Raw genomic sequence first — 25,411 nt, forward strand, 5'->3', positions numbered from 1 at the left:
CCTAATTAAGCCCTCAATGAGGGCTTTTATTTTTTTGACTTAATCTAAATATGCTTTAAGCATCCAAACGAGTTTTTCTTGCTCTGAGATATAATCGCTCATTAACGAAGCAGTCCCTTCGTCTTCAGCGTCACTTGCTTGGTTCAATATTTCGCGCTGCATTTTAATTAGCGTGCTGTAACCGGCTAGTAAGTTTTCTACAGCAGTAACTCCATCGCTAATACCTTTTGCTTCTTTAATTTTGCTTACTTCTAAGTAATCAGAAAATGCATGAAGAGGCTCGCCATCTAGCGTTAAGATGCGCTCAGCTACTTCGTCTACTTTTAAAAGTAAAAGGTTATAAATTTCTTCAAACTTAATGTGTAGTTCAAAAAAGTTACGGCCTTTAATGTTCCAATGAAAACCGCGCGCATTCATGTACTGAATTTGGTAGCTGCTTAATAACGTATTGAGTGACTTTACAATATCATCACTTTTTGCGCTGTTTAGACCAATTGCGTTTACCTGTGACATAACTGACTCCTTTAATAACCGTTTGTTTGTGAACTTGTGATAAGTATTGCGTACCAGCTTAAATTAGTAAAATCGTTTATGTTTATCAACTTTATAGTTTTAAACTATCAGTAACCAGTAATGCTTATATTCACCCTTACCTAATAGAAATGGGTCGGATTAATTAAAATACCACCCCTTACAAGAAAATAAACATTTGCGCTGTGTAAATTATGATCTAAAACAAGTTTTGTATGGGCAAAGTACAAAGGCATTTTATTGTTTGATTTAGGTCAAAAAGCACTCGTTTTAATAGCGCATACTAATTTTGTAGCAATTATTAGGAGAGATAACATGCACGCAAAAACAGTTAAGCAAAATAAAGCAGAGTTGATTGTAGTTGGTATAGCGTTGGTGGCATTTGTATTGGGGCTAGTTGCTCATTTAGCAGGAGCTAGTATTGCCAATTCAGCTTTTTTTGGTTATATCGCAGCGCCAATACCCCTGATATTGGGTATTATATTTTTAATAAGTTATAAAATTGCAGAAGCCGCTGAAGATTAATTCTCGCTTAAGCATTTTAAAATATAGTCGACCACTTCGCGTGAGTAAATCATACTGGTATGGCTTAAATGGAACACTTTATGTTCAGCCATACCTTTGAGCTTAGTTTCATCAAGTAATACAGTGCCATCTGATTTACTACCTTTAACTATAAGAGGCATTAAACCAATGGGTAAGTCACCTGCAATACTAAAAAGCTTCGCTTTAAACGGCCAATTACCATTTTGTGTAAGCAAAAATTCAACGCTATTTTTTAAAAAAGACTCAAACCCTTTTTGCTTCATTTTTTGTGCAATATGGCTACCTTGATGAGGCGTGCCTAAAGTAACTACTTTTGTAATGTGTTGGCTTGCAACTGAATTAGCTTCTAGGTATGCGCGAGCGACTAATCCGCCCATTGAGTGACATACCAGTGCAGAAGGTTCACCTGCAATAAATTCATCAATTTGAGCAAAAATAGCATCGCGGTTTGGATCAAGCGTATTGTAAGTAAGGTTTAATACTTTAACACCAGATTCTTCTAAACGAGAGCACAGTGGGCGCATAACAAAGCCAGACATATATAAGCCATGTAAAACAATAACGTGTTTAATCTTCATACGCCCTCAAAAAATCATTAGTTACATTAACTGCTGTGGTTTTATTTCAATATTAGTATTATCTGTATTTACCCACACTTCGCCATCTTGAATGGTAATTGCAAGCTTAATACTGCGATCAACCAAAGCAGCAAGCGCTTGTGTAGTTGCGTAATCAAGGCTAAAAATACTTAGGTTTTTAAATTCATACAACTTAGGTTGATGTTTTTGCCACCAAATTGCCTGATTGTTTTCACCATAAGTATAAAGCACCACTTTTTTAGATTTATTACAGGCTTTTTTAAGGCGTTTTTCATCAGGTAAACCCAACTCAATCCACAATTCTATTTCTTCGCTGTAATTTACATGCCAAAGTTCAGGCTCATCATCTGCACTTAGCCCTTTGGTAAATTCTAAACCATCACAGCTATTGAGTGCAAAAGCGAGTAGACGAATCATCAATCGTTGATCGGTTTCTGAAGGGTGTTGAGCCAAGGTTAAACTAAAGTCTTGGTAAACGTGGCGGTCCATATCGCTAAGCGATAATTGCACTTTCATAATGGTGGATTTAAGAGCCATAACAACTAATCTAAAAAAATTTGCGCCAGTATAGCGCATTAATACCCAAACCACCTCAAGATACAGAGTTCAGCGTTTCATTGGAGCCCAAAAAAGGATTACCCTGCAAATAGGTTTTTTTAAGTGGTAACACAAACTGAAAATCGTATAGAAAAAGTATTTTCTTCAAAAGAAGATTTTCTTAATTATCTTATTAACTAGTAAATGTCGCGTTGGCGACGGCAACCAAAGAGAAGTAACCGCCGACTTCTCTTTGGAATCTCTCGGCGCCCCGAGCATTTTGCACTTTCCTCAAAGCCTAAATTGATATGAACGCAAAGGCCGTGTAAGGCACATCCATGTGCCTGTCACGACTTTGATTGCATCCATGCAATCAATTACTCATCAATTGAGTTTTTTCGGGCAAAATAACGGGGATTAACTTAACTACAGCCTTTAATTCAATATTGAGTTAATGCTTGTTTACATTGGTTTTTTTAGTAAACTGAATGCTCACAAACAGGGAGCGATTTAATGCAGCAAATAGGTATTTACGAGCAGTTAATTACGCAAGTAATTGAGCGAAATTTAAATCGTGACCAATTTTATGTGGGCGAACGTCAACTAGAATCGGCTGAGGCGGCTACGTGGCTTTCGCGCTTTTTAGGTAAGCTTATTGAGTATGCAATCGATGCCATCCCTAATTCAAACGAGCGCTTGCAAGAACAAATTAACCTCGCAAACAGCCTTGTGCTTTGGCTTAAAGATCATATTCGCGATGACGAGCTAATTAACGAAAACCTTATCGACAGCCAAGGGCGAATACTTACCGCGCTGTTTAATACCCAAAACCCGATTGCGGCCAATCTTAAAGATTACTCAAGCGATATATTCCCACTCACAGGCCTTACGCAAAGCGAATTGTTTAGCGGTGCTAATGCAGGTATATCGCTCGAAACCGAGCTAAAGCGCGAGATAAAATCGTCCGACACTATTTACTGGCTTGTCTCATTTATAAAATGGACGGGGCTGCGCATTTTTAAAAATGAGCTTGAAGCGTTTACCAAAAGCGGCAATAAACTCAAAGTTATTACTACTTCGTACATGGGTGCAACGGATGCTAAAGCGGTTGAGTTTTTAGCAAACCTGCCAAATACAGAAGTAAAACTAAGCTACAACAATCAGCAAGAGCGCTTACACGCAAAGTCATATTTGTTTATGCGTAATACGGGGTTTCATACCGGTTATATTGGCTCGTCTAATTTATCGCATTCGGCGCTTACCAGCGGCCTTGAGTGGAACTTAAAAATTACCGCGCAAGAAATCCCGCACATCATAGCCAAAACTAAAAGTACCTTTGAAACCTACTGGCAATCGCCAGATTTCGAACTGTTTACTGGTAAAACTGAATGTAAAGAAAAACTCATAAACTCACTTAATGAGCAGCGCGGTGTTGGGCAAGCAAGCAGCCAGTTTTATTTTGATATAACACCAAAAACGCATCAGCTCGCTATTTTAGAAAAGCTAAGTGTTGAGCGCAGCGTACATAATCGTTTTAAAAACTTAGTAGTTGCTGCTACCGGCACAGGTAAAACAATAATATCGGCGTTCGACTTTAAAACCGTTTACGATAAAAACCCAAACGCACACTTTTTGTTTGTAGCCCACCGCGAAGAAATACTCAAACAAGCACAAAGCGCTTACCGCGGCGTGCTTAAAAATAACGACTTTGGTGAGCTGTGGGTAGGTAACTACAAACCGCAGCGCTACAACCAATTATTTGCGTCAATTCAAACATTAAACAGCCAAATTGAATCGCTCAATTTAACCAATGATTACTACGACTACATAGTGATAGATGAAGTACATCACGTAAGCGCTGCAAGTTACCGTGCTATTTTAAGTTACTTTACGCCCACAATACTACTTGGCTTAACCGCTACACCAGAGCGACAAGATGGCGCAAATATACTCGATGATTTTTGCGGGGTAATAGCCGCTGAAATTCGCTTACCAGAGGCAATAAATCAACGCCATTTATGCCCGTTTCAATACTTTGGACTAGATGACGACACCGACCTAAGCCAAATAACATGGCGAGGCGGCCGTTACGATATAAGCGAGCTAAGCAACCTTTATACAGGGGAGAACAGCCGCGCAAACAAAATTATATCGAGCCTTGCTGATATCGTAACCAATGCTCAAACCATTAAAGCACTGGCGTTTTGCGTAAGCCAAAAACACGCGGAGTTTATGGCCTCTAAATTTAACTTAGCAGGTATAAACGCCGATGTACTGACCAGCAAAAACACTAATGAGCGCGCGGCCAAACAACAAGCACTTCGCCAAGGCGAAATACAAATACTTTGCGTGGTTGATATTTTTAACGAAGGCGTCGATATTCCCGAAGTCGATACTTTACTATTTTTACGCCCAACTGAAAGCCTAACATTGTTTTTACAGCAACTCGGCCGTGGTTTGCGCCTGCCCGACAACAGCCAAAAGCAATGCTGCACCGTGCTCGACTTTGTAGGCAACGCTCGCCCAGAATACGACTTTGCCAGTAAATTCCGCGCACTCATTGGTAAAAGCAATCAGCCAATAAAAACCGAGATTGAAAACAACTTCCCGCATTTACCGTTGGGTTGCCGTATTGAGCTACAAAAGCGCACACAACAAACAATATTAAAAAATATTCAGCAAGCTATAAACTCTAAACGCCGTTTACAGCAGCTTATAAATAGCTATTCGCAACACACTAATGACGCGCTAACGCTAAGTAACTTTTTACGTATAAACCCACAAGTTACACTTGAAGATGTATACAAACCAAAAGATAAAAAGCTCGGCGGCTGGCTCTGGCTAAAAGGCGATGAAATACCCGCAGAGCAAGCCGATATTTACGCCGCGTATTACCGCGCAATCAACACCCAATTACTCGGCTGCGACTCAATCAGTTATTTATGCTTTTTACGTGATTTATGTAATAACGACTTTAGCTTTACGCCAACAGCGCAAAACCAACAGTACGCGCTTATGGCGCATTACAACTTTTGGGATAGCACAGGCACAAGTTTAGGGTTTAAAACCCTTGAACAAAGCTTACAAGCACTTAAACACAAAGAGCTACCAGCACGAACTTGCTCAAGTAATTTGCGCTATTAATAAACCGCATACACCAGCAAGAAAGCGATTTATCGTGCTTACCTAATCACGCCATAAAATTACACAGCCGCTACACTCGCCAACAAATACTCGCAGCTTTTGGGGCGCACTCGTTTGATAAAAAATCGACCGCCCGCGAAGGTGTTTTAGAATTTAAAAACCAAAACCTAGAGCTGTTATTTGTAACACTCAACAAGTGCGAAAAAACCTACTCGCCCACCACGCTGTATCATGACTACGCAATCAGCCCTACGCTGTTTCATTGGCAAACGCAAAACAGCGCCCGCCCAGAACACGGTCGCGGCCTTAGTTATATTCAGCACCAACAAACAGGCAAAACCATCGTGTTATTTGTACGCGAACAAGGCAAAGACGAAAACGGCCGAACCATGGGGTTTGTAAACTACGGCGAGGTTAAATACCAAAGCCACAACGACAGCCAACCGATGAACATAACGTGGGAATTAACCAGCCCCATGCCAAGTGAAATGTGGCACGAGGCAGGGAAATTGGCTGTTGGGTGATAAGCTAAAATTTTGATTAAATCAAATTTCAAATATTTATTTTAAGGAATAACAAATGAAAAATTTACGTGGCCTTGCTATCTGCCGCCTTTGTAATAATGATCTCTGTATTATGCAACATAATTGCTCAATTCGGCTTCTCACCAGATTCACCAATTGAGCAATGAGGAGCTTTTGGGGATTTTATGGGAGGAACATTAAATCCAATTTTTGCGTTTTTATCGTTTATTTGTTTATTAATGCAATTGTTTTACAAAATACAGAACCAAAAGAAACAAGAAAAGAGTTTACCCGTTTAGCAAATGCTAATGAGCAGCAACTTTCACTTATTTCCAACCAACAACAAAAAGATGATACTTATAAAGTAATTCAAAAAGTTACAATACATAAAACTGCTCACCTACTGTAAAGTAGAATCTAGGACATTGATCGTAATGCCAGCTTTTATCTATTAGATAAGGGTGATCTTTTAAGTCACAGCCGAGGCCAAAGTTTTGACCAAATTCTTGTTTATAAAGTGACATATTGTTTCCTTCTTAAAAACTAATTTAGCCAGTGCTACACGCACTGGCTCTATGCCGTACTTGCGTTATAAGGCGTTTAAATGCTCTATAGCCACCTTCCAAGGCAGTCTTCGACCTGATAGCTTCATTTTTTCATAGGCTTTTAATGCAGTTTCTTTCGTTATTATTTGTTGCCTAACAAGCTGCGTTATTAATGAAATAGTGCCTTGGACAACAATGCCTTCTTTTTCAGCTGCTTTTCTTAAAGCCATATCGCCAGTTACAAGAGGGCAGTTTTTTTGCTTAGCTAAACACAAAGCAAATATATCGTTACGGCTGGCATTTAAATACAGCGGAATTAACTCCATTGCATGCATCATTGAATCAGGTGATAGCTCTTCTAAAGTTAAGCCCATAGCAGGTAAATGTGCGTGTTCTTCCTCAAGTTCTTCAACAAATAAGATATCAGGTATGGCGAATTGGTAAGGTAGCTGAAAAAGTTGGGTTAATAGCTCACCTTTTTCCATATCTATTAATATATTGGCATCACTAATTAGTAGCTGCTGCATTAAGCACCTCTAACTTTCGTTCTTTGTGAAAGCTTGAGAGTGATACCCCTAATAGCTCTGCAGCTTTGGATATACCAATGTAGTCTTCACTTAGCGCACGATATACTAGTTGCTTGTATAAGTAAGTAGCTTCATGCGGATAAGGTTCGCCAGGTTCCTGGGTGCGCCATCCTTGCTTGCCAAACCAAATGAACATATTTTTTTGGGTTTGATGTGAAATTACACCAGACTGTGAAGCACGATACAAAGAGGCAAGCATGCTTATGCCGTACTCATGCTTGAGCATGTATAGCTCTTGCGCCTCTAGTTGAGTTCGGCTTTTACCTAAGTGTTGTATTAAACTAGTGCTTGGTAATAAAAAAGCCCCTGCAAAGTGATTACACGCCTTTTCTTCATCTAACTCTTCAGAGAGTCGGTTGTGTAATACTAAGTGACCTAATTCATGAGCAAGCGTAAACCGTTGGCGATCGCCACTTTGTGCTGTAGAGATAACAACAACAGGTAGCTCATTAATGTTACCCGCGAGACCATCAAACTTTTTACTGGTTTCTACATCAGTGCAAATTATCATTACACCTTTCGATTCCAATGTATCAATCATGTCATGAATAGGATTTAAACCTAAACCCCATCCATTGCGCATAGTGGTGGCTACATCTTCTAGCTGTTCATATGAATCAATTACATCAGGTAATGTACTTGGTAGTGAAAATGGCGTGATAGGTTTAATAGAATCTGGATAAAAGTTTAAAAGCTCTTGCCAGCGCTCAGCCTGATCCAACACATCACCATTTATACGATCTAAAATCTTCTGTGGCGTGCTTGCACGCTTACGATATTCCACACCTTCTAATTTTACTTTTATAGGTCGGAAAAAGTATTCAGTACGTACTTCAAGTGCGCTTGCAAGCTTTAATAAATTAGAAGAAGACGGCATAGCAGTACCATGTTCATATTTTTTTATAGCATTAGCAGATATACCAACTGCGGTAGCTAGCGCTTGCATTGATAGGCCTGAGGCTTTTCGGGCACGAGTGAATCGTTCAGCAAACATGTATATATACCTCGTGGTTTATAAAATTAAGTCATTTGTCGTAAATATAAACCATGGGTGTATTTTTGTCTATGAACATAAATTACACTTATATAGTTGCGATATACTACTGGTTTTATTTATACGAGAAGTTTAAAGGGATTATGTAGTAAACTAGGAGCTATTAGTTGAGGTGATAAATCCAAATTATTCACCCAGTACCCCGCATAGCACTTAATTAGGTAAAGCATGGTGTTATGGGTTGAAATAAAAGGTTTATAAATCAAATGAGTAGAGCAGGAATACAGTGGTTCCCTGGGCATATGAATAAAGCCCGCAATGAAATTAAAGAAATAATGCCGCAAATGGATGTGATTATTGAAGTGCTTGATGCGCGCATTCCCTACAGTAGCGAAAACCCGATGGTGGCAACCTTGCGTGAAGGTAAGCCGGTCATCAAAATTTTGAACAAAGCTGATTTAGCTGATCCTAAAATGACGCAGATCTGGAAAGACTATTTTGAGCAAGAAAACGGTGTTAAAGCGATTTCTTTTGGTCATGATAAAGCAGCTGAAGTACATCGTATCAATGAGCTGTGTAAAAAGTTAGTGCCGCATAAAGTGGGTGCCGATAAACAGATTAAAGCCATGATAATGGGTATTCCTAACGTGGGTAAATCTACGCTAATTAATGTACTGGCTGGACGTATAGTTGCAAAAACAGGTAATGAACCTGCGGTAACTAAAGCGCAGCAACGTATTAAGCTTGAAGACGGTATTATGCTTTACGATACGCCTGGTATGCTTTGGCCAAAAGTAGAAAACGAAAACTCAGGTTATCGCTTAGGCGCTACAGGTGCCATTCGTGATACCGCACTTGAGTATGAAGAAGTAGCAAGTTATACCGCTGAATATTTATTACGTGCATATCCTGAGCTTTTAAAAGCGCGCTATAAAATCGCTGAGCTTCCTGAGAATGATTGGGAATTTGTTGAAATGGCAGGTAAAAAGCGTGGTTGTATTCGTGGTGGAAACCAAATCGACACGTATAAAATGTCTGAAATCCTAATTAACGAACTGCGCGACGGTATTATTGGCCGTATTACTATGGAAACTCCGCAAATGCGTGAGGAAGAAGAAGTAATGGTTGCTGGTTTACGTGCGGCAGCAGAGGCTAAAAAACAAGCTAAAGAAGAAGAGAAACTCCAACGCCGAGCACGAGCGCGTAAAAATCGTCGTTAATTGATTTAGTTTAGGGTCTGTTGATCTTTGCGGATTAAAATTTGTTCAGACTAGGGGCTATTTAATCGCGGCGCGAGGTTTGTAACCTAGTGGGCTAAGTAAAAACCGAGCAACAAAGAGTAAATAGCCCCTAGGAAGAACCCTTTGGGCAGCGCCTGTTTGGCATTAATGCTACGTTATCGCCCATTTATGGGGAATAACCACACTACATAGGCTCTGCCTTGCCTAAATACCAAACAGACTGCTGCAAATTTAACCTTGAAAGATCAACAGACCCTAATTTAACCAACTAAATTACAGACATAAAAAAAGCCCGTAAGGGCTTTTTTAGTTTCATATCTACCGTCACCGATATGAGCAATGTAGCAAGTAAAATAGTAGGGCGGTTACTTATTATCAACATCAAGGGGCGTTGCGGTTCATAACAAGTAACCATAGCTGTTAACGTGCGCCACACGTTGTTTCAGGGTCGAGAAACAAATCAATTCATTCCGTTACAAGCCAGTATGTTTGCCGTCTTGTTGATAGTGATTATCAGTTAGATTCAATTAACTGTCAACACCTAAATGCAAATAATTCTTATTATCTATTTGTTTGTTTTATAAGCTGATGTTAAACATAAAAAAATTGCGACTATTTGGTTTTTCTTAGTGTTGGGTGACATAGGCTGTGATTAAATTGCTCATAGTTTAAACAAGTATTAGTTTTCAAAGATTAGTAATTTCTGAGTATAGATTAAAATTTTAGCTGTTTAAGCTATGGTAGTGTGTTGTTACAAAATAACGAAATAACTTTATGTACCTAAAGTTAGGGCGATAAAAAATAGTGTTTTCATTATGTTACATGTGATTTTCAACTTAAAATGCAAAATAGATCTTGCGCATAAAAAAAATATCTTGAATTGATTGCATTTTAAGCGGCTTGCATGGTGATGTTCGCTTTAAGTGATGTTATACTCCTGCCGAATAATTTATCGACTTTATTAAGAGTAAAATTAATGGCAGATTTATCGAAGTACAGAAACATTGGTATTTTCGCGCACGTAGATGCGGGTAAAACCACGACTACTGAGCGTATCCTAAAGCTTACTGGTCAAATCCATAAAACAGGTGAGGTTCATGATGGTGAATCTACTACTGACTTCATGGAACAAGAAGCTGAGCGCGGTATTACTATCCAGTCTGCGGCAGTAAGCTGTTTCTGGAAAGATCACCGTTTTAACGTTATCGATACACCAGGACACGTTGACTTCACAGTTGAAGTTTACCGTTCACTTAAAGTACTTGATGGCGGTGTTGGTGTTTTCTGTGGTTCTGGTGGTGTTGAACCACAATCAGAAACTAACTGGCGTTATGCTAATGACTCAGAAGTTGCACGTATTATCTTCGTTAACAAATTAGACCGTATGGGTGCTGATTTTTACCGTGTAACTGAGCAAGTGCGTAAAGTACTTGGCGCAACTCCATTAATCATGACTTTACCAATTGGTATTGAAGATGAATTTGTTGGTGTTGTAGATGTTTTAACTAAAAAAGCATACGTTTGGGATGACACTGGTCTTCCTGAAAACTACGAAATTACAGACGTTCCTGCAGACATGGTAGAAAAGACTGACGAGTATTATGAAATGCTTGTTGAAACTGCCCTTGAGCAAGACGATGAACTACTTGAAGCTTACATGGAAGGTGAAGCACCTTCTGTAGAAGACATCAAACGTTGTATCCGTAAAGGTACTCGTGACCTTGCTTTCTTCCCTACATACTGTGGTTCTGCGTTTAAGAACAAAGGTATGCAGCTTATTCTTGATGCTGTTGTTGATTACTTACCAGCTCCTACAGAAGTTGATCCTCAACCTCTTATGGATGAAGAAGGTAACGAAAATGGCGAATTTGCAATCGTATCTGCAGATGAACCTTTCAAAGCGTTAGCATTCAAAATAATGGATGACCGTTTTGGTGCATTAACATTCGTACGTATTTACTCAGGTAAACTAAACAAGGGTGACACCATCCTTAACTCGTTTACTGGTAAAACTGAGCGTGTTGGCCGTATGGTTGAGATGCAAGCAGATGACCGTAACGAATTAACTAGCGCACAAGCTGGTGACATCATTGCTATCGTAGGCATGAAAAACGTGCAAACTGGTCACACTTTATGTGATCCTAAGCACCCAGTAACACTTGAGCCAATGGTATTCCCAACTCCAGTAATCTCGATTGCTGTACAGCCTAAAGATAAAGGCGGTAATGAGAAAATGGGTGTTGCTATCGGTAAAATGGTTGCAGAAGATCCATCTTTCCAAGTTGAGACTGATGAAGATTCAGGCGAAACTATCCTTAAAGGTATGGGTGAGCTTCACTTAGATATCAAAGTAGATATCCTTAAGCGTACTTACGGCGTAGACCTTATTGTTGGTCAACCACAAGTTGCTTACCGTGAAACTATCACTAAAGAAATTGAAGATAGCTACACGCATAAGAAACAATCTGGTGGTTCTGGTCAGTTCGGTAAAATCGATTACCGCATCAAGCCAGGCGAAGTTGCTTCAGGCTTCACGTTTAAATCATCAGTTGTTGGTGGTAACGTACCTAAAGAATTCTGGCCTGCAGTTGAGAAAGGCTTTAAGTCAATGATGGGTACTGGTGTTCTTGCTGGTTTCCCTGTACTTGACGTTGAAGTTGAACTTTTCGACGGTGGTTTCCATGCCGTGGATTCATCTGCAATCGCGTTCGAAATCGCTGCAAAAGGCGCTTTCCGTCAATCGATCCCTAAAGCGGGCGCACAACTTCTTGAGCCAATCATGAATGTTGACGTGTTCACTCCAGAAGATCACGTTGGTGATGTTATCGGTGACCTTAACCGTCGTCGTGGCATGATGAAAGACCAAGAAGCTGGTTTAACAGGCAGCCGTATTAAAGCTGACGTACCGTTATCAGAAATGTTCGGTTACATTGGTACACTACGTACAATGACATCGGGTCGTGGTCAGTTCTCTATGGAGTTCTCACACTACGCTGCATGTCCAGCTAACGTAGCTGAAACTGTAATCGCTGCAGAAAAAGAGAAGAAAGCTGCTAAGTAATTAGCACTTTAACTCTTTAAAAAAACCCGCAACATGTTGCGGGTTTTTTATTGTCTGTAATTAATAGTGATTTTATTAATACTAATTCGCAATAATACTTATACTAATCTACTTATATATCGGGTCTATTTAACGTAAAGAAAATTACGCTAGAACTAGGCAAAAATTTTTGTATCTAGTTGTTCTAAATAAAAAATTTTTAACGACGTTATAGTGCAATTTAATTCGTTAAATTGATCAAAGATTTATGCAGTTTGGCATTAATCAATTTGAGGGGTTAAATCTGGCGCTAACTGCGCTAAAAGTGTCTGCTATTGAGTAACTAACCTGAACTCTGGATAATTAATCTATCTCGAGCAGCTATTTTCAGCGCTCACTACGTTGAATTTACTTGCAATAGGCCAGCTATTGACGCGTAAGTTCGCCTTGTTTTCACTGAAAATCTCTGGCTAGAGAAAAATAAATTTAAATATCATTATTATTCAATATATTAGTAAATATCTTAACCAGAGTTGAGGTTAACTAAATAACGAAATGTTTGCCTTGTTATCGAGGCCATTTTCTTACCTAAAAATAGATCACTTAATTAACTGAATTGGTGTTACTTAGATATCACGCATTAAAAAAGGAGCAATACGTTGCTCCTTTTTTGTTTATTGGGTAGTGTTAGTTAAACTTTTTTATTACCTTTGCTTTTAGCGCTTTCATCTTTAGTTTACGTGGCTTGCTAAAGCACTGAATAGGCATTGTCACCAAGTGCTCTTTTGGCAGCACAGGCACAATTGCTGGGTATTGGCCTTCTTTCGGAACTGAGATTTCTTTCAGGTGTACCTTCAGCGCTGCTAGTGTTGAATCGTTATCTATTTCACTAGGGCAAATAAATATACCTATTTTTCTAAGAAATACGCCTAGTTTGATACTGCTTGAATAGCGCACAATCGGAGCCGCTAATACCAAGCCTAGTAAAATAGGTGAGAGCCACCAAAAGAATACGGGAGTGAAGTAATAAGCAGTACTGCCCCATACTATAGCCACAATGGTTGAAAATAACGTATAACTAAACGCTTCTTTCCATGGAACCATTCGACCTTCGCGTGGCTGGGCATCCCACTTCACTTTTTTCCCTAAAAATACGCAAACAACAAAGTAGGCATGAAATACCATCATAAGCGGCGCAACGATAATTGCGAATATAGTTTCTATTAAAGAGCCTAATATAAGCTTAATAGAACCACCAAAACGCTTTTTCCTGTGTATAAGAGTTACGATCACACCCATTAGTTTAGGGAGTAACAATATGATAATGGTTAAATATAATAACGAATCTATTAAGTCGGTTTTTGCGATTTGCCACGTAGGAAATAATTGGTATGCGCGATTAAAATACACATCACTATTTAGCGCACGAGTGACTGCATCTATGGTGCTTAGCGCTAACATCGATAACCAAATTAATGATGAAATATAAGCGGTTGCGCCCAACAGAAAGTGAAATTTACTCATTAGCTTTAACTTTGGCGAAGACAATAAGCCAAGATGCTGAATATTGCCTTGTACCCAACGTCTGTCGCGTACAGCATAATCTAAAATGTTACTTGGAACTTCTTCATAACTTCCTTCAATGTCTGATAGGAGCAATACGTCCCAATTAGCACTGTGTAACAAAGACGCTTCAACAAAATCATGACTGAGTATTTCACCACCAAATGGGGCGTTACCTTTTAAAGTAGGTAAGCCACAGCAGGCAATAAATGCATCAACTCTAATTATTGCGTTATGGCCCCAGTAATTTGCTTTATCGGTTTGCCAAAACGCAGAGCCTGTCGCCAGCATTGGGCTGTAAAGCACGGAGGCAAATTGTAAAAATCGCCCAAAAAAGGTGTCTTGGCGAACGGGGATCGGAATTGTTTGAATAAGACCGACGTTAGGGTTGTTTAACATACTAGTAGTGAGCTCTAGCATGCATTTTCCGGTCATTACGCTATCAGCATCAAGTACAATCATATGGTCGTACTGGCTTCCCCAGCGCTCACAAAAGTCGGTTAGGTTACCAACTTTGCGGTGTTTGTTATTTTCGCGACGACGATAGAATACGTGTTTTGCTGTATCACCTAAGCGTTCACACAATGCATGCCATGCACTTAGTTCGTTTTTAGCTATTTGTGGATCTTGAGTATCGCTTAGCAAATAAAAGTCAAAATGATTAAGTTGCCCCGTCTCCTTTAGCGATTGTAAGCTTACTTCAAAGCCAGCAATAACACGATGAGTATCCTCGTTATAAATTGGCATCACAACGGCTGTTCTTTGCTGCGCTAGCGCTTGGCTATTAGGCTCAATTGGCTTCACACGCCTAAGAGTGAGTGGATCAATGCGTAAAAGCTGTAATATAAAGCCAATTGTACCACTGCAAAATGCGGTTACAATCCACGCAAACGTAATTGAAAATAAAGCCAGTAGTGCATATTCGAGTAAAGTCATCCCGTTGGAATTTAAAATTTCAAACATGATTGACATACCGTAACCCGATATACCAATAGCAGCGATGGCAAATAACCATACGCGAAGTGTTTTAAAAGGCATTGATGTTCCTTGGTTTTGCTTACTTGATGTCATTTGGATACCAAACATAACTCCATACCTCACTAATTTCTTTATCACGTAGTTTTAGCGATAAACGCATATCTACTGGCTTACCGTCCTGTGGTGCAATTTTAAAAGCCACACGCCAGCCAAAAGTATCGGGTAGTTTTTGTACCGTTACATCGCTTACTTCGCCAGTTGTTAGTTGAATGTCGGCTATTACGTTTAGCTTTTCAGATAATTGATTAAGCTCGGGTCCTGAAAAATCGACAGTGAATTGACGATGACTTTTTGGCGGTGGATTGTCTTCGCCTGGTAGTGCTGCACTACCAATTCGAGTACGAACGACGCGTGCTTTTTCATGCTGATTTAATTGAGCGTTAAAAGTTGTCATTTTATAGCTGAGCTTTAATGAATCACCCGCCTTAAATGGTTTTTCAGGCACCCAATAACTTACTATATTGTCGTTAGTTTCGGTATCTGTAGGTATTTCTACCAGCTCTACTCGGCCATTGCCCCATTCACCTTCAGGTTCAATCCAAAGGCTAGGGCGGTCGTGGTAATGGGCTTCGGTATCAAAATAGTTATTAAAGTCTCGATCGCGTTGGGCTAAACCAAAGCCTTTAGGGTTGTTGTATGAAAAAGAAGTCACACTGAGTTGGGCTGGGTTATTAAGAGGGCGCCATATCCATTTGTTATCTTGAGACTGTGTTAATAAGCCGTCAGAGTCGTGAACTTCAGGGCGGTAGTCATCAAAAAACTTAGTGCTGTTTTCACCGTGATAAAACATGCTTGTTAGAGGTGCTACACCCAGTTTTTTAACGTCTTTACGTGCAAATATTTGCATATCAACTTTTACAGCTGTGTTAGTGCTAGGGTCTATATCAAATCGATATGCGCCAGATACTGATGGGCTATCAAGTAATGCAAACATAACAATATTTGTTTGCTGTGGTTTTGGCTTAACTAACCAAAACTCTTTAAACATAGGAAATTCTTCGCCTGAGGCTTCTGCGGTATCAATAGCTAAACCGCGAGCGGATAACCCGTAAACTTGATTGGGGCCGACAACACGAAAGTATGAAGCGCCCTGAAATACCATGACCTCATCTTTGTACTCATTGGTATTTAGAGGGTAATGGAGTCTGAAACCGGCATGGCCTAATTGCATGTTAGCGACGCTTTTATCTATTTCGTCTTTTAAAGGCGCTGCTGTTGAGTCGTAGTGATAAAAATTAGTGCTAAAAGGTAAGCGGTTGCGCTTAGAATCACCATCAACGGTATTTATAGTTACAGGTGTTTTATATAAAAAACCTGGATGAAATAGCTGTACTTCATATAGACTTTCGTCTTTCCATACCGATTTATCTTTTTTAAAGCGAATAGATCGATAGTCTTGGTAATCAATATTATTGAGTGCATCAAGCTCAATATTTTTAGGCGCAATGTATTCTTCAGCGGCTAGCTTTTTTGCACGTGCGCTTATTACATCAAATAAACTGCTTTGTGGAATTGCAGCATCAACAGTTGCAGCAAATGCTTGATGAGTGTTTCCCAAAGTCGAAAACATAATAAGTAGACCCAAAAGTGGCTTTGAGCATAGTGGCCAGGTTGGTATTAAATGGGTTAATTGTTTCATTTTCGTTCCTTTATAAAAACACGGCTTATTTTTATGGTTAGGTTGATATTGATTTACCTGCTTTAAACTGACTAGATCTACAACTGAATGCAAAAAACCTTCTATATCAATAGTTAATACCAAACTGCATAAATCTTTGATCAATTTAACGAATTAAATTGCACTCTAACGTCGTTAAAAATTTTTTATTTAGAACAACTAGATACAAAAATTTTTGCCTAGTTCTAGCGTAATTTTCTTAACGTTAAATAGACCCCATATATAAGCAGATTGGTATAACCTAATCTAGGGTGAGTTAGGTATACCACTTGGATAAAATTAATTTGGTTTCGTGTAATGATTTATTGGTTAAGCAGATGATTGTGAAATCGTATGAGGATATTACGGGCTGTTTACTGAAGCTTGTCTGAATTACATTTGTATATGAATAGAAAAATAATTTATGGGGGGCTATATATAATATCAATCTATAGAAGTCGACTATGAGTAGTTCAAAGTATTTACTAATAAGTGTTAGTAAATACTTTGAACCGAGTGTCAGCTAGTCTGCGTATTTTGTTGCTTTGTAGCTTAATTTAACGTTCCAGAACGGTGCCAGCCCATTTATACGAACTTTCCACTTACCGCCTTTTGGATTGGTAAATGTGCAGCTTTCAGTGTTTCCTCTATTTATTGAAGCACAATCATTTCTAAAGTAAGTTGGCTTTTTGTTGTGTCGCGCAAATAAGTTGGCGTCGCCCCAACCACCGTTAAGGTTAATTGTAAGCTCGTCGTATCCTTCTGGGATTTCAACGGTATAGCTCTTCCACCAAAACCAACCACTAATATTATTAATTTCACCTGTTATTACCTCAGGTTCAGGAGTTGTAACAGAGGTAGAGCGAATATCAATTATTACAGGGTCATGATCTGACGCGCGATAAGCACTTTCTGAGTAAAGACTAGATTGTTGAGCATCACTTTTAAATTCAACATTATAATCAAGCGAAATTGGCTCATCAGCATTAATATGCCAGTCTTTAGCCGATACAACTTTACTAAGTAATGATGCACTTGCTACAGCATGGTCAAGGCTACCAGCGCGACCAGAAAAGCTATAAGAATAGCCAAGCGTATTGCCATCTAGTTCAGTAATGACATTTTTATAACCTTTATCTGCAAACGCACGTATAGGGTCTTCCATCGCATAAGCATTCATGTCGCCGACTAAAATAATATCTTCGTCGTCGATACCGGTCGGTTTGCTGTTTAGCCAATCAGCGTATGCATTAGCGCCTTGCGTACGTATTTCATTCCAACAAGCTTGGCCATCATTTTGATCTTCGTTAGCACCGCTGGCACTGCTGCAACCACCTTTAGATTTTAAGTGTGCTACAGCTACTGTAAATACTTCGTCGGTTGCTAAAGATTTAAAGCTTTGTGCAATCGGAGCGCGATTACTAAAATCAAACGGTGTATCAGTTGTTATAGCGGCGGTACCGACCTCTTCTACTTTATTGGTTCGGTAAATCAATGCGGTAGTAATTGCATCTGTGCCAATTTTATCAAGATTAAAGTTAACAAATGCGTACTGATTGGCCGTATCAGCGTCGTTCAAGGCATTTACTAGGCTCGCAATAGCGCTAAATTCACCAAAGCCATCATTTTCTATTTCCATCAAGCCAACAACATCGGCCTGCATTGCACTAATCGCGCTGACAATTTTAGCTTCTTGGCGAATAAACTCTGCTTCTGAATCTGCCCCGCGACTAGTAGGGAAGCCTTGGCCTTCACCGTCGCCATTAAAGTAATTGAGCACATTAAAGCTTGCTACACGTAGATCTGCTTCAGCACTTAGCTCTGGTGCATCTTTACGCGCATTTGTTGCAATAAACTGAGGTGTTACAGTTGGATGAATACGATAAAGATTAAAGCTATAAGCCAGCGCACCGGTAACGGTATTTACCGTGTCACCAGTACGTAATGTATTTTCTGCCGATAAACCCGGCGCAGGGTAGGCGGTAGGATCTAGGTTTTGAGTCGTTGAACCGTCATCAATTAAGATTTTTTTAGTTAAATTTGCGGCTTCAATTGCATTGGCTGCTTCACCCGGTAATGCGATTTGCGTACCTTGGTATAAGCGCTCTGTTGCAACTTCTACTTCACCATATCGCCCAAGAGCATAGTTATTGGTAACCACCAATGGTTGTTCTAATGTTACTAGCATGCCTTCAAATGGTTCTAAATCATCGGTATTGGCTAAAGGTAAAGTGATTTTTGTCGCAGCTACAGTTAAACCAGTATCACAAACAGACACTTGGCTTACGCTGCCAATTTGTGTTGCATTGAAATACTCTTCGACAGTACCTTGCACGCGAACATGGTCTCCAACACTTACGTCAGTATTTGCAAAGTATACAAATACACCTTCGGAAGTTAGCGGGTTAGCATCTATATCATCAGCAAGTGAGCTTACAAAAAAGCCTTTTAATTGACCGTCACCTTGGAAGTCTGCGCTTACAACACCTTCTAGTTCAACAAGAGTACCCATAAGTGGACTTGCAGTACCATTGCCTTGAATGACATTAATTTGTGTTTTATCTGCCCCACACACTAATGGTTCAAGCGGTTCTGGCTCTGGATCTACAGGGGTTGTGCTACCAAAAACACCTAGGCCATCAAAGTCATCTTGGCTGAACTGAATCCATTCTTCACTTGGATCAAAGGTCGAATCGGGTAAAATACGACCAATTAATATACTCTCTTTGCGACGAAGTGTTTTATTTTGTGTTTTTACTCCGCCTCCAGACCAAAATGAACCTGGATCAACACCGCGTTGACCAAAGCTATCAATAACAGTCGCGCCTTGAGTAAGTACTAATGCATCATCACCATTAAAATTAGCAACGGCACTACTAATGTTGGCTTTGTCTTTAAGTGCAGTTGCAGAGGATGCATTGGCGATAACATAAGTGCTGTTAGCTGCAAGGTTGCCGGTTAAGCTGATTTTATTACTTACCGTTGTTTTACCATTAGAATATAAGCTGAGCGTATAACCATCAAGTGAAATTTCGCTTGATGATGTATTATAAAGCTCTATTGCTTTGTTGTTACTGCTACCTTCAATGTACTCAGATATTATTAGATTAGCAGAGGCAGGTGCGCTTAGACTTGCGATGACGAGTGCCAACGGTGTTATTTTTGTTTTAAACATATTTAGTTTTCCCGTGTATTAATATCCCAAATGGGACACCAGTTTAGGGAAAAAAAGTGACAGAAATAATACTTTAATGTTAATAAATGTAAATAAGGCGGTTTCCCGCCTTTTTATTATTTATTTTTTAGCTAGATACTGTGCAGCTTGCTTTGCAAAGTAAGTCAAAATACCGTCAGCTCCAGCACGTTTGAATGCAAGTAAAGACTCCATTATGGTTGCTTCTTCAGCGAGCCAGCCGTTATCAATCGCGGCTTTATGCATGGCATATTCTCCGCTCACTTGGTATGCAAAAGTAGGCACACCAAACTCATCTTTAACGCGGCGTACAATATCTAAATAAGGCATACCTGGCTTAACCATAACCATATCAGCGCCTTCTTGTAAGTCTAATGCAACTTCACGTATTGCTTCGTCAGAGTTTGCAGGATCCATCTGGTAGGTCTTTTTGTCAGCACCTTTTAAGTTCCCTGCAGAACCTATTGCATCTCTGAAAGGACCATAATAGCTAGAGGCATACTTAGCTGAATAAGCCATAATGCGAGTATGGATAAAGCCATCCGCTTCAAGTGCTTCACGAATTGCGCCAATACGGCCATCCATCATATCTGAAGGAGCGATAACATCGGCTCCAGCTTGTGCATGAGAAAGTGCTTGTTTAACTAAAATTTCAGTGGTTACGTCATTCATTACGTAACCTGTGTCATCAATAATGCCGTCCTGACCATGTGTAGTGAATGGGTCAAGTGCACCATCAGTAATTACACCGAGTTCAGGGTAAGCTTCTTTTAAAGCGCGAACAGTTCGCTGCACTAAACCATCTTCATTGTAAGCTTCTTCGGCGAATAATGACTTTTTATCTGTAGGCGTTACCGGAAAGATTGCAATGGCTGGCACGCCGAGCTCAACGAGCTCTTTTGCCTCAATAAGCAATAAATCAATAGATAAGCGTTCTATGCCTGGCATTGATTCAATTGCTTCACGACGATTTTTGCCCTCTAGCACAAATACCGGGTAAATAAGATCATTAACACTAAGTTGGTTTTCGGCCATTAGGCGGCGCGAAAAATCACTACGGCGCATTCTGCGCATACGAGTGTACGGAAAAAGGTCGAGTCCTGATTGGGCCATATTAATATGCTCCTACTGTGGGATTGGAAAGGTAACTACTTGATCGCGGCCGTTTTGTTTAGCGTAATAAAGCGCTTTATCGGCGCATTCAGTAAAAATTTCAGGTTTGTTAATATCATCGGCAACACAGGTATACACACCTGCGCTAATTGTAAACTTAATTTCAGTACTCGCAACCGTTACGGCACTTTTTGCGATTGCTTTGCGCATTTGTTCTGCAATATCAAATGCTCCATTTTGTGGTGTGTTTGGTAAAAGCACTACAAACTCTTCACCGCCATAACGTGCGACCTCATCAAGTGGGCGTTTTAAATTGTTCTTAATAATACCAGACACAGCTTTAATTACTTGATCGCCAGTTAAATGCCCGTATGTATCATTGACTGACTTAAAGTGATCGATATCAAGCATAATTATACTCAACGGGGTTTGTTCACGGCGAGAGCGACGCAATTCCATTATTAATTTTTTATCAAAGAATCGACGATTTTTTACACCGGTTAAAGCATCCTCAGTATTGAGTTGTTCAAGCTCTCTATTTTTTTCTTCAAGTTCTCTTAAGGTTACTTGTAGTTCAAAGGTGCGTTCATCAACTTGTGCTTCAAGTTCTTGGCTTGCTTCTTCTTGTAAGGCAAGGCGCTCTTTTAGTAACGCATCTTGAGCTGCACTCTCAGCAATTAAGGTTTGTTGCGTTACTACCTGTTTGTCGTGTTCTAAGATAGATTGTTTCATTGCGGCGTAACACAGGCTAAAAGCACAACTTAGAAAGCAAATAAAAACAAACGTAAGGCTACTGCGATTAAAAGCATATAAGTCAAAAACAACAACGCTAAAGTACAGCATAACCACTAAAAATGAGCTGAGTGAAAATAGCAGTGCTTTACTTGGTTTAGAAGGGTTAGTTCGTATACATATTAGTGTAGTTAAAAGGTAAAGGCTCAATACAATAGGCGTAATAGCTAAACAAAGAAGCGTAGCCATTGAGCTTGGTAGCAACCAAATGAATAACAGTAAAATCGCAAATAAACTGCTTGTTATATTTTGTGTATGCAATAAAAAAGAGGATTTAAGTTGGCAAATTTGTTGCTGCAAAGGCAAAAACAATAATGTAATTACCATAATTAATATAGGAACTATTACTTGCTGAATTGCGGGGAAATTAGGATGAAAGTAACGCACACCAAACCCACAAAAATATGAAAGCAGTAAACCTAAGGTAAGCGTTATTATGCTCACGTAAGCAAAGTAGGGCTTCTTCGAAAAACCATACAAAACAAGACAACTTAAGGCCAACGAAAAAACAAAACCAATAATCAAACCGTATATTAAATTAATTTTACTTTTATGGGCTAAATAGGCATCTTGCTGCCATAAGGTAAGCGGTATACGTAATCCTCCATCGTTAGTCACTTTGAGTATAACGGTCGTTATGCTATTTGCGGGCAACGTTAATTTAACTAATAATGATTCACTTTTTATAGGGCGCTCGGCGAGTTTAAACGTATCACCAACTTGGTTATGGGAAAGTAGTTCTGAATTATATAAGTGAAATACCTGAGCTTCATTTAGTAGCGGATTATCAAGTGAGAGCAAAGGAGCTACATCGTAGTTTAATGTATTTTTCAATGTAAAATAAAGCCATACAGGTCGTTTTTCAAAGCCTAAGTTAAGCGGTTTGTTTATTATTTTTTGCCATTTAGTAAAATCGCTTTGTGTTGCGTTTAATAGTGATGTGGGGGCAAAAGAGTAGTGTAAACTATTGATGTTTTGTTGCTTGAAATCTTGGTTTATTATTATAGGGTTTGCAAAAGAGAAAAATGCGCAAAGTAACATTAGTATGCTAAATAATGTTTTTGCGTATGCCATTAACGTGTCTCTAGACTAAAAAGTTGATAGAAGTTTTCTGTAGTTTGCTTTGCTATTATCTTTTCATCTATTTGGTAAAGTTGAGCCAGTGTTTGGCAAACATAGGGTAGTAATGAAGGTTCATTTTTACGTGATTTGGGTTTAGGTTTAACTGTACGTGGAATTAAAAATGGTGCATCAGTTTCAATTAACAACCGCTCTATTGGAATGCTTGGTATTAGCTTTTGCAGTTCTTTACCGCGCCTTTCGTCGCACACCCAGCCCGTAATGCCTATATAAAGCCCCAAATCTAAATAGCTTTGCAATGCATTAGCATCGCCGGTAAAACAGTGTAATATTCCCCGCACGTTAAACTCTTTGAGAATAGCGAACATATCTTCAAAAGCATCACGTTCATGTAAATAAACAGGCAAATTTAAACTTTCAGCAAGCGCAAGTTGGCGCCTAAAGACGCTGCGTTGAGTATCTCTAGGTGAAAAGTCACGGTTATAATCCAATCCACATTCACCAATAGCGAGTACATGATTATGGCTTGCTAGGTTGGTTAGCTGATTTTCTAGTTCCTCAGTCGCTGATTTTGCATCGTGAGGGTGTATACCCGCTGTAGAATACTGTTGAAACTTTATAGCAAGTTCAAGCGATTGCTTACTACTTGCTATATCACAGCCAATAATTAGCATATGACGAACACCAGCATCTTTTGCGCGATGCACAATATTGTAATGCTGATCATCAAATTGATGGTTGGTTAAATTAACCCCTGAATCAATTAAGGTATATGGCATTATTTAGTACGTTTAACGCGAATAGAGCGCTTTTGGCCATATTTTACTAGTAAAAATGAGTTAAATACACCACGGCTAATTACAACAGTATCTGTTTTTTCTAAACGCATGCTATCTGAACCAATCTGACGCCACTGTTGACCATTTTCTAGGTTGATGATTAACTCGCCATACGGAGCTTCTTTAATACTGCTTACTGCGGCTGTGATTTTATCGTCATTTTCTTTCGCTATTTCTTTATGCTCTAAACCAAAATCCTCATTTTTTATTTTTGTAGTATTCGCAATAGCTGTAACTGGAACTGGTGAGGTATTTTGTAGAGATTGTGTAGCTGCTGCTGGTTTGCTCAATGGCTTACCAGCCATAACATTGTCGTAGCAAAGTAAACGGTTAAAATCATTTTCAATAAATGTACACGCTTGAAGTGCCTGCAGGTTAATTTCATCAGCATGTGCTACAGGGATACTTAGTAAAGCTAATAATGGTAGTAGTTGTTTTTTCATTTTATTCCTCAGATTCTTGTTGTGGTTTAACGGTATAAAATTTCGCTAGAATTAAACCTAGCTCAAACAAAATTAACATGGGTATCGCTAATAATGTCTGTGATAACACATCGGGTGGTGTTAAAAACATAGCTAATACAAAAACGCCTACGATAATATAAGGGCGTTTCTCTTTTAAGCTTTGCGTTGTTGTTGCACCGCTCCAACATAAAAGCATAATGGCTACTGGTATTTCAAAGGCAATGCCAAATGCAAAAAATAATTTTAATACAAAACTCAAATAACTACTTATATCGGGCGCAAGAGTCATCATCTCAGGGCCTGTACTTGTAAAAAAGCCCAAAATAATAGGTAATACTGCGAAGTAGCAAAATGCAATGCCACTATAAAATAAAATAATACTAGAGGCGAGTATGGGCATGAGCATACGTTTTTCGTGCTGGTATAAACCAGGTGCTATAAATCCCCAGATTTGATGCAGTATCCACGGAATAGATCCAAATAAAGCCACAAATAATGTCAGTTTAAAGGGAGCAAAAAACGGTGCTGTTACATCGGTTGCAATCATCGTCGCGGTACTTGGTAAGTGCGAAACCAATGGTGCTGCGACAAATGTATAGATATCGTTTGAAAAATACGCAATGGCAATAAAAATAGCTAAAATACTTAATAGCGATTTAATGAGCCGGTCGCGCAACTCAATTAAATGAGCAACAAACCCTGATTTTACTTCCTCAGTCATTACTTCTTATACCATATAAATAAGTTGACCAAATTGAGAGTGGTTAGTTTCACTTTTTTTCATCAACTTAGTGGTTATTGGGTTTTTCTATGTGATCTTTTTTATAGCTGTGGGTTACTGATTGTGCGGCCTGCTGTAGCTCACTTAACGAACTTTGTAGTTCAGGGCTTAGATCTTTTAAATTTTGTTGCTCAGCTTTTTTAAGATTTTCGTGTAATTCGTGAACACGCAATTCTTCACTTACTTCGGCTTTCACTGAGTTTGCTAAAGATTTAGCTGTTTTTATCCAGCGACTCACCGTTCTAATAGCGACAGGTAAACGCTCAGGGCCTAATACGACTAAGCCAACAATTAAAACAATAACAAGCTCCCACATACCCATGCTAATTAAGCCTTATTATTATCTTTGGTTTTGTCAGTATTGGTAGACTCAGTAGGTGTTGCGTTTTCTGATTTTTGAATTTGCTCAGCCATATCTTTATCTACGTCTTTATCATCAGATATAGCTTTTTTAAACCCTTTAACTGCACCGCCTAAATCACTACCCATGCCGCGTAATTTCTTTGTGCCAAAAAGTACAACGATTATCGCTAAAACAACCAGTAATTGCCAAATACCCATATTGCCCATGGTTTTCTCCAATATATAAAACGGTTAAATGTA

At 39.2% G+C, this 25,411-nt stretch carries 19 protein-coding genes and 1 pseudogene; 4 read left to right on the forward strand and 16 right to left on the reverse strand.

Going from position 1 to position 25,411, the window contains the following annotated elements; genetic code table 11:
* Window positions 1–39 precede the first annotated feature (39 nt).
* Complete coding sequence (locus PALI_RS15630) at window positions 40–513, reverse strand: Dps family protein (RefSeq protein WP_077536443.1); 474 nt, start codon at window positions 511–513, stop codon at window positions 40–42.
* Between the two features lie 333 nt (window positions 514–846).
* On the opposite strand from PALI_RS15630, the gene PALI_RS15635 reads away from it, so the two are divergent.
* Window positions 847–1,056, forward strand: coding sequence for a hypothetical protein (locus PALI_RS15635; RefSeq protein ID WP_138585813.1), 210 nt, complete (start codon window positions 847–849; stop codon window positions 1,054–1,056).
* On the opposite strand, the gene PALI_RS15640 is transcribed toward PALI_RS15635, so the two are convergent.
* Both PALI_RS15640 and PALI_RS15645 read right to left on the reverse strand, forming a co-directional pair.
* Window positions 1,053–1,655, reverse strand: coding sequence for a PGAP1-like alpha/beta domain-containing protein (locus PALI_RS15640; protein WP_077536442.1), 603 nt, complete (start codon window positions 1,653–1,655; stop codon window positions 1,053–1,055). The genes PALI_RS15635 and PALI_RS15640 overlap by 4 nt on opposite strands.
* Window positions 1,656–1,676: 21 nt before the next feature.
* Entirely contained in the window at window positions 1,677–2,213 is a 537-nt protein-coding gene (locus tag PALI_RS15645) for a YaeQ family protein (protein WP_077538891.1), read from the reverse strand.
* 513 nt (window positions 2,214–2,726) lie between these two features.
* Between PALI_RS15645 and PALI_RS15650 the strand changes: the two are divergent.
* Window positions 2,727–5,881: pseudogene (locus tag PALI_RS15650) on the forward strand (DUF3427 domain-containing protein).
* A gap of 377 nt (window positions 5,882–6,258) precedes the next feature.
* On the opposite strand, the gene PALI_RS15655 reads toward PALI_RS15650, so the two are convergent.
* The 3 genes from PALI_RS15655 to PALI_RS15665 form a co-directional block, all read right to left on the reverse strand.
* Entirely contained in the window at window positions 6,259–6,405 is a 147-nt protein-coding gene (locus PALI_RS15655) for a hypothetical protein (protein WP_193156518.1), read from the reverse strand.
* Between the two features lie 65 nt (window positions 6,406–6,470).
* Window positions 6,471–6,953, reverse strand: coding sequence for a PIN domain-containing protein (locus PALI_RS15660; protein ID WP_193156420.1), 483 nt, complete (start codon window positions 6,951–6,953; stop codon window positions 6,471–6,473).
* Entirely contained in the window at window positions 6,934–8,007 is a 1,074-nt protein-coding gene (locus PALI_RS15665) for a helix-turn-helix domain-containing protein (protein ID WP_193156421.1), read from the reverse strand. Before PALI_RS15665 ends, PALI_RS15660 begins: the two co-directional genes overlap by 20 nt.
* A 266-nt stretch (window positions 8,008–8,273) precedes the next feature.
* Between PALI_RS15665 and ylqF the strand changes: the two genes are divergently transcribed.
* Together ylqF and fusA are read left to right on the forward strand one after the other, a co-directional pair.
* Window positions 8,274–9,227, forward strand: a complete 954-nt coding sequence (gene ylqF, locus PALI_RS15670) for a ribosome biogenesis GTPase YlqF (protein WP_077536439.1) — start codon at window positions 8,274–8,276, stop codon at window positions 9,225–9,227.
* Between the two features lie 997 nt (window positions 9,228–10,224).
* Window positions 10,225–12,309 (forward strand): elongation factor G, encoded by a 2,085-nt coding sequence (gene fusA / locus PALI_RS15675; protein ID WP_077538889.1) that lies wholly within the window; start codon window positions 10,225–10,227, stop codon window positions 12,307–12,309.
* Between the two features lie 666 nt (window positions 12,310–12,975).
* On the opposite strand, the gene mdoH is transcribed toward fusA, so the two are convergent.
* The 10 genes from mdoH to tatA all read right to left on the reverse strand — a co-directional run bounded on the left by mdoH (window position 12,976) and on the right by tatA (window position 25,378).
* Window positions 12,976–14,937 carry a glucans biosynthesis glucosyltransferase MdoH gene (gene mdoH / locus PALI_RS15680; RefSeq protein ID WP_193156422.1) on the reverse strand — a complete coding sequence of 654 codons (1,962 nt, stop codon included), beginning with the start codon at window positions 14,935–14,937 and terminating at the stop codon, window positions 12,976–12,978.
* On the reverse strand, window positions 14,909–16,528 hold the full coding sequence (locus PALI_RS15685; protein ID WP_193156423.1) for a glucan biosynthesis protein G: 1,620 nt from the start codon (window positions 16,526–16,528) through the stop codon (window positions 14,909–14,911). The genes mdoH and PALI_RS15685 overlap by 29 nt, the downstream gene beginning before the upstream one ends.
* Window positions 16,529–17,069: 541 nt before the next feature.
* On the reverse strand, window positions 17,070–19,721 hold the full coding sequence (locus PALI_RS15690) for an ExeM/NucH family extracellular endonuclease (RefSeq protein ID WP_193156424.1): 2,652 nt from the start codon (window positions 19,719–19,721) through the stop codon (window positions 17,070–17,072).
* A gap of 120 nt (window positions 19,722–19,841) precedes the next feature.
* Window positions 19,842–20,852: a porphobilinogen synthase gene (hemB, locus tag PALI_RS15695; RefSeq protein ID WP_193156425.1), complete on the reverse strand. Its 1,011-nt coding sequence runs from the start codon at window positions 20,850–20,852 to the stop codon at window positions 19,842–19,844.
* Window positions 20,853–20,864: 12 nt separating this feature from the next.
* The gene (locus PALI_RS15700) at window positions 20,865–22,718 is read right to left on the reverse strand and encodes a sensor domain-containing diguanylate cyclase (RefSeq protein ID WP_193156426.1); all 1,854 of its coding nucleotides are present in this window, start codon (window positions 22,716–22,718) and stop codon (window positions 20,865–20,867) included.
* Window positions 22,718–23,503, reverse strand: a complete 786-nt coding sequence (locus tag PALI_RS15705) for a TatD family hydrolase (protein WP_193156427.1) — start codon at window positions 23,501–23,503, stop codon at window positions 22,718–22,720. The genes PALI_RS15700 and PALI_RS15705 overlap by 1 nt, the downstream gene beginning before the upstream one ends.
* Window positions 23,503–24,006: a hypothetical protein gene (locus PALI_RS15710; RefSeq protein WP_193156428.1), complete on the reverse strand. Its 504-nt coding sequence runs from the start codon at window positions 24,004–24,006 to the stop codon at window positions 23,503–23,505. The genes PALI_RS15705 and PALI_RS15710 overlap by 1 nt, the downstream gene beginning before the upstream one ends.
* Window position 24,007: 1 nt before the next feature.
* Window positions 24,008–24,748, reverse strand: coding sequence for a twin-arginine translocase subunit TatC (tatC, locus tag PALI_RS15715; protein ID WP_193156429.1), 741 nt, complete (start codon window positions 24,746–24,748; stop codon window positions 24,008–24,010).
* 67 nt (window positions 24,749–24,815) lie between these two features.
* A complete protein-coding gene (gene tatB / locus PALI_RS15720) occupies window positions 24,816–25,130 on the reverse strand; it encodes a Sec-independent protein translocase protein TatB (RefSeq protein ID WP_193156430.1) in 315 nt (104 codons plus the stop codon).
* A 5-nt stretch (window positions 25,131–25,135) separates the two neighbouring features.
* Window positions 25,136–25,378: a twin-arginine translocase TatA/TatE family subunit gene (gene tatA, locus PALI_RS15725; RefSeq protein WP_077536429.1), complete on the reverse strand. Its 243-nt coding sequence runs from the start codon at window positions 25,376–25,378 to the stop codon at window positions 25,136–25,138.
* Between the last annotated feature and the right edge of the window lie 33 nt (window positions 25,379–25,411).

It is taken from the genome of Pseudoalteromonas aliena SW19 (assembly GCF_014905615.1).
Classification (GTDB): Bacteria; Pseudomonadota; Gammaproteobacteria; order Enterobacterales; family Alteromonadaceae; genus Pseudoalteromonas; species Pseudoalteromonas aliena.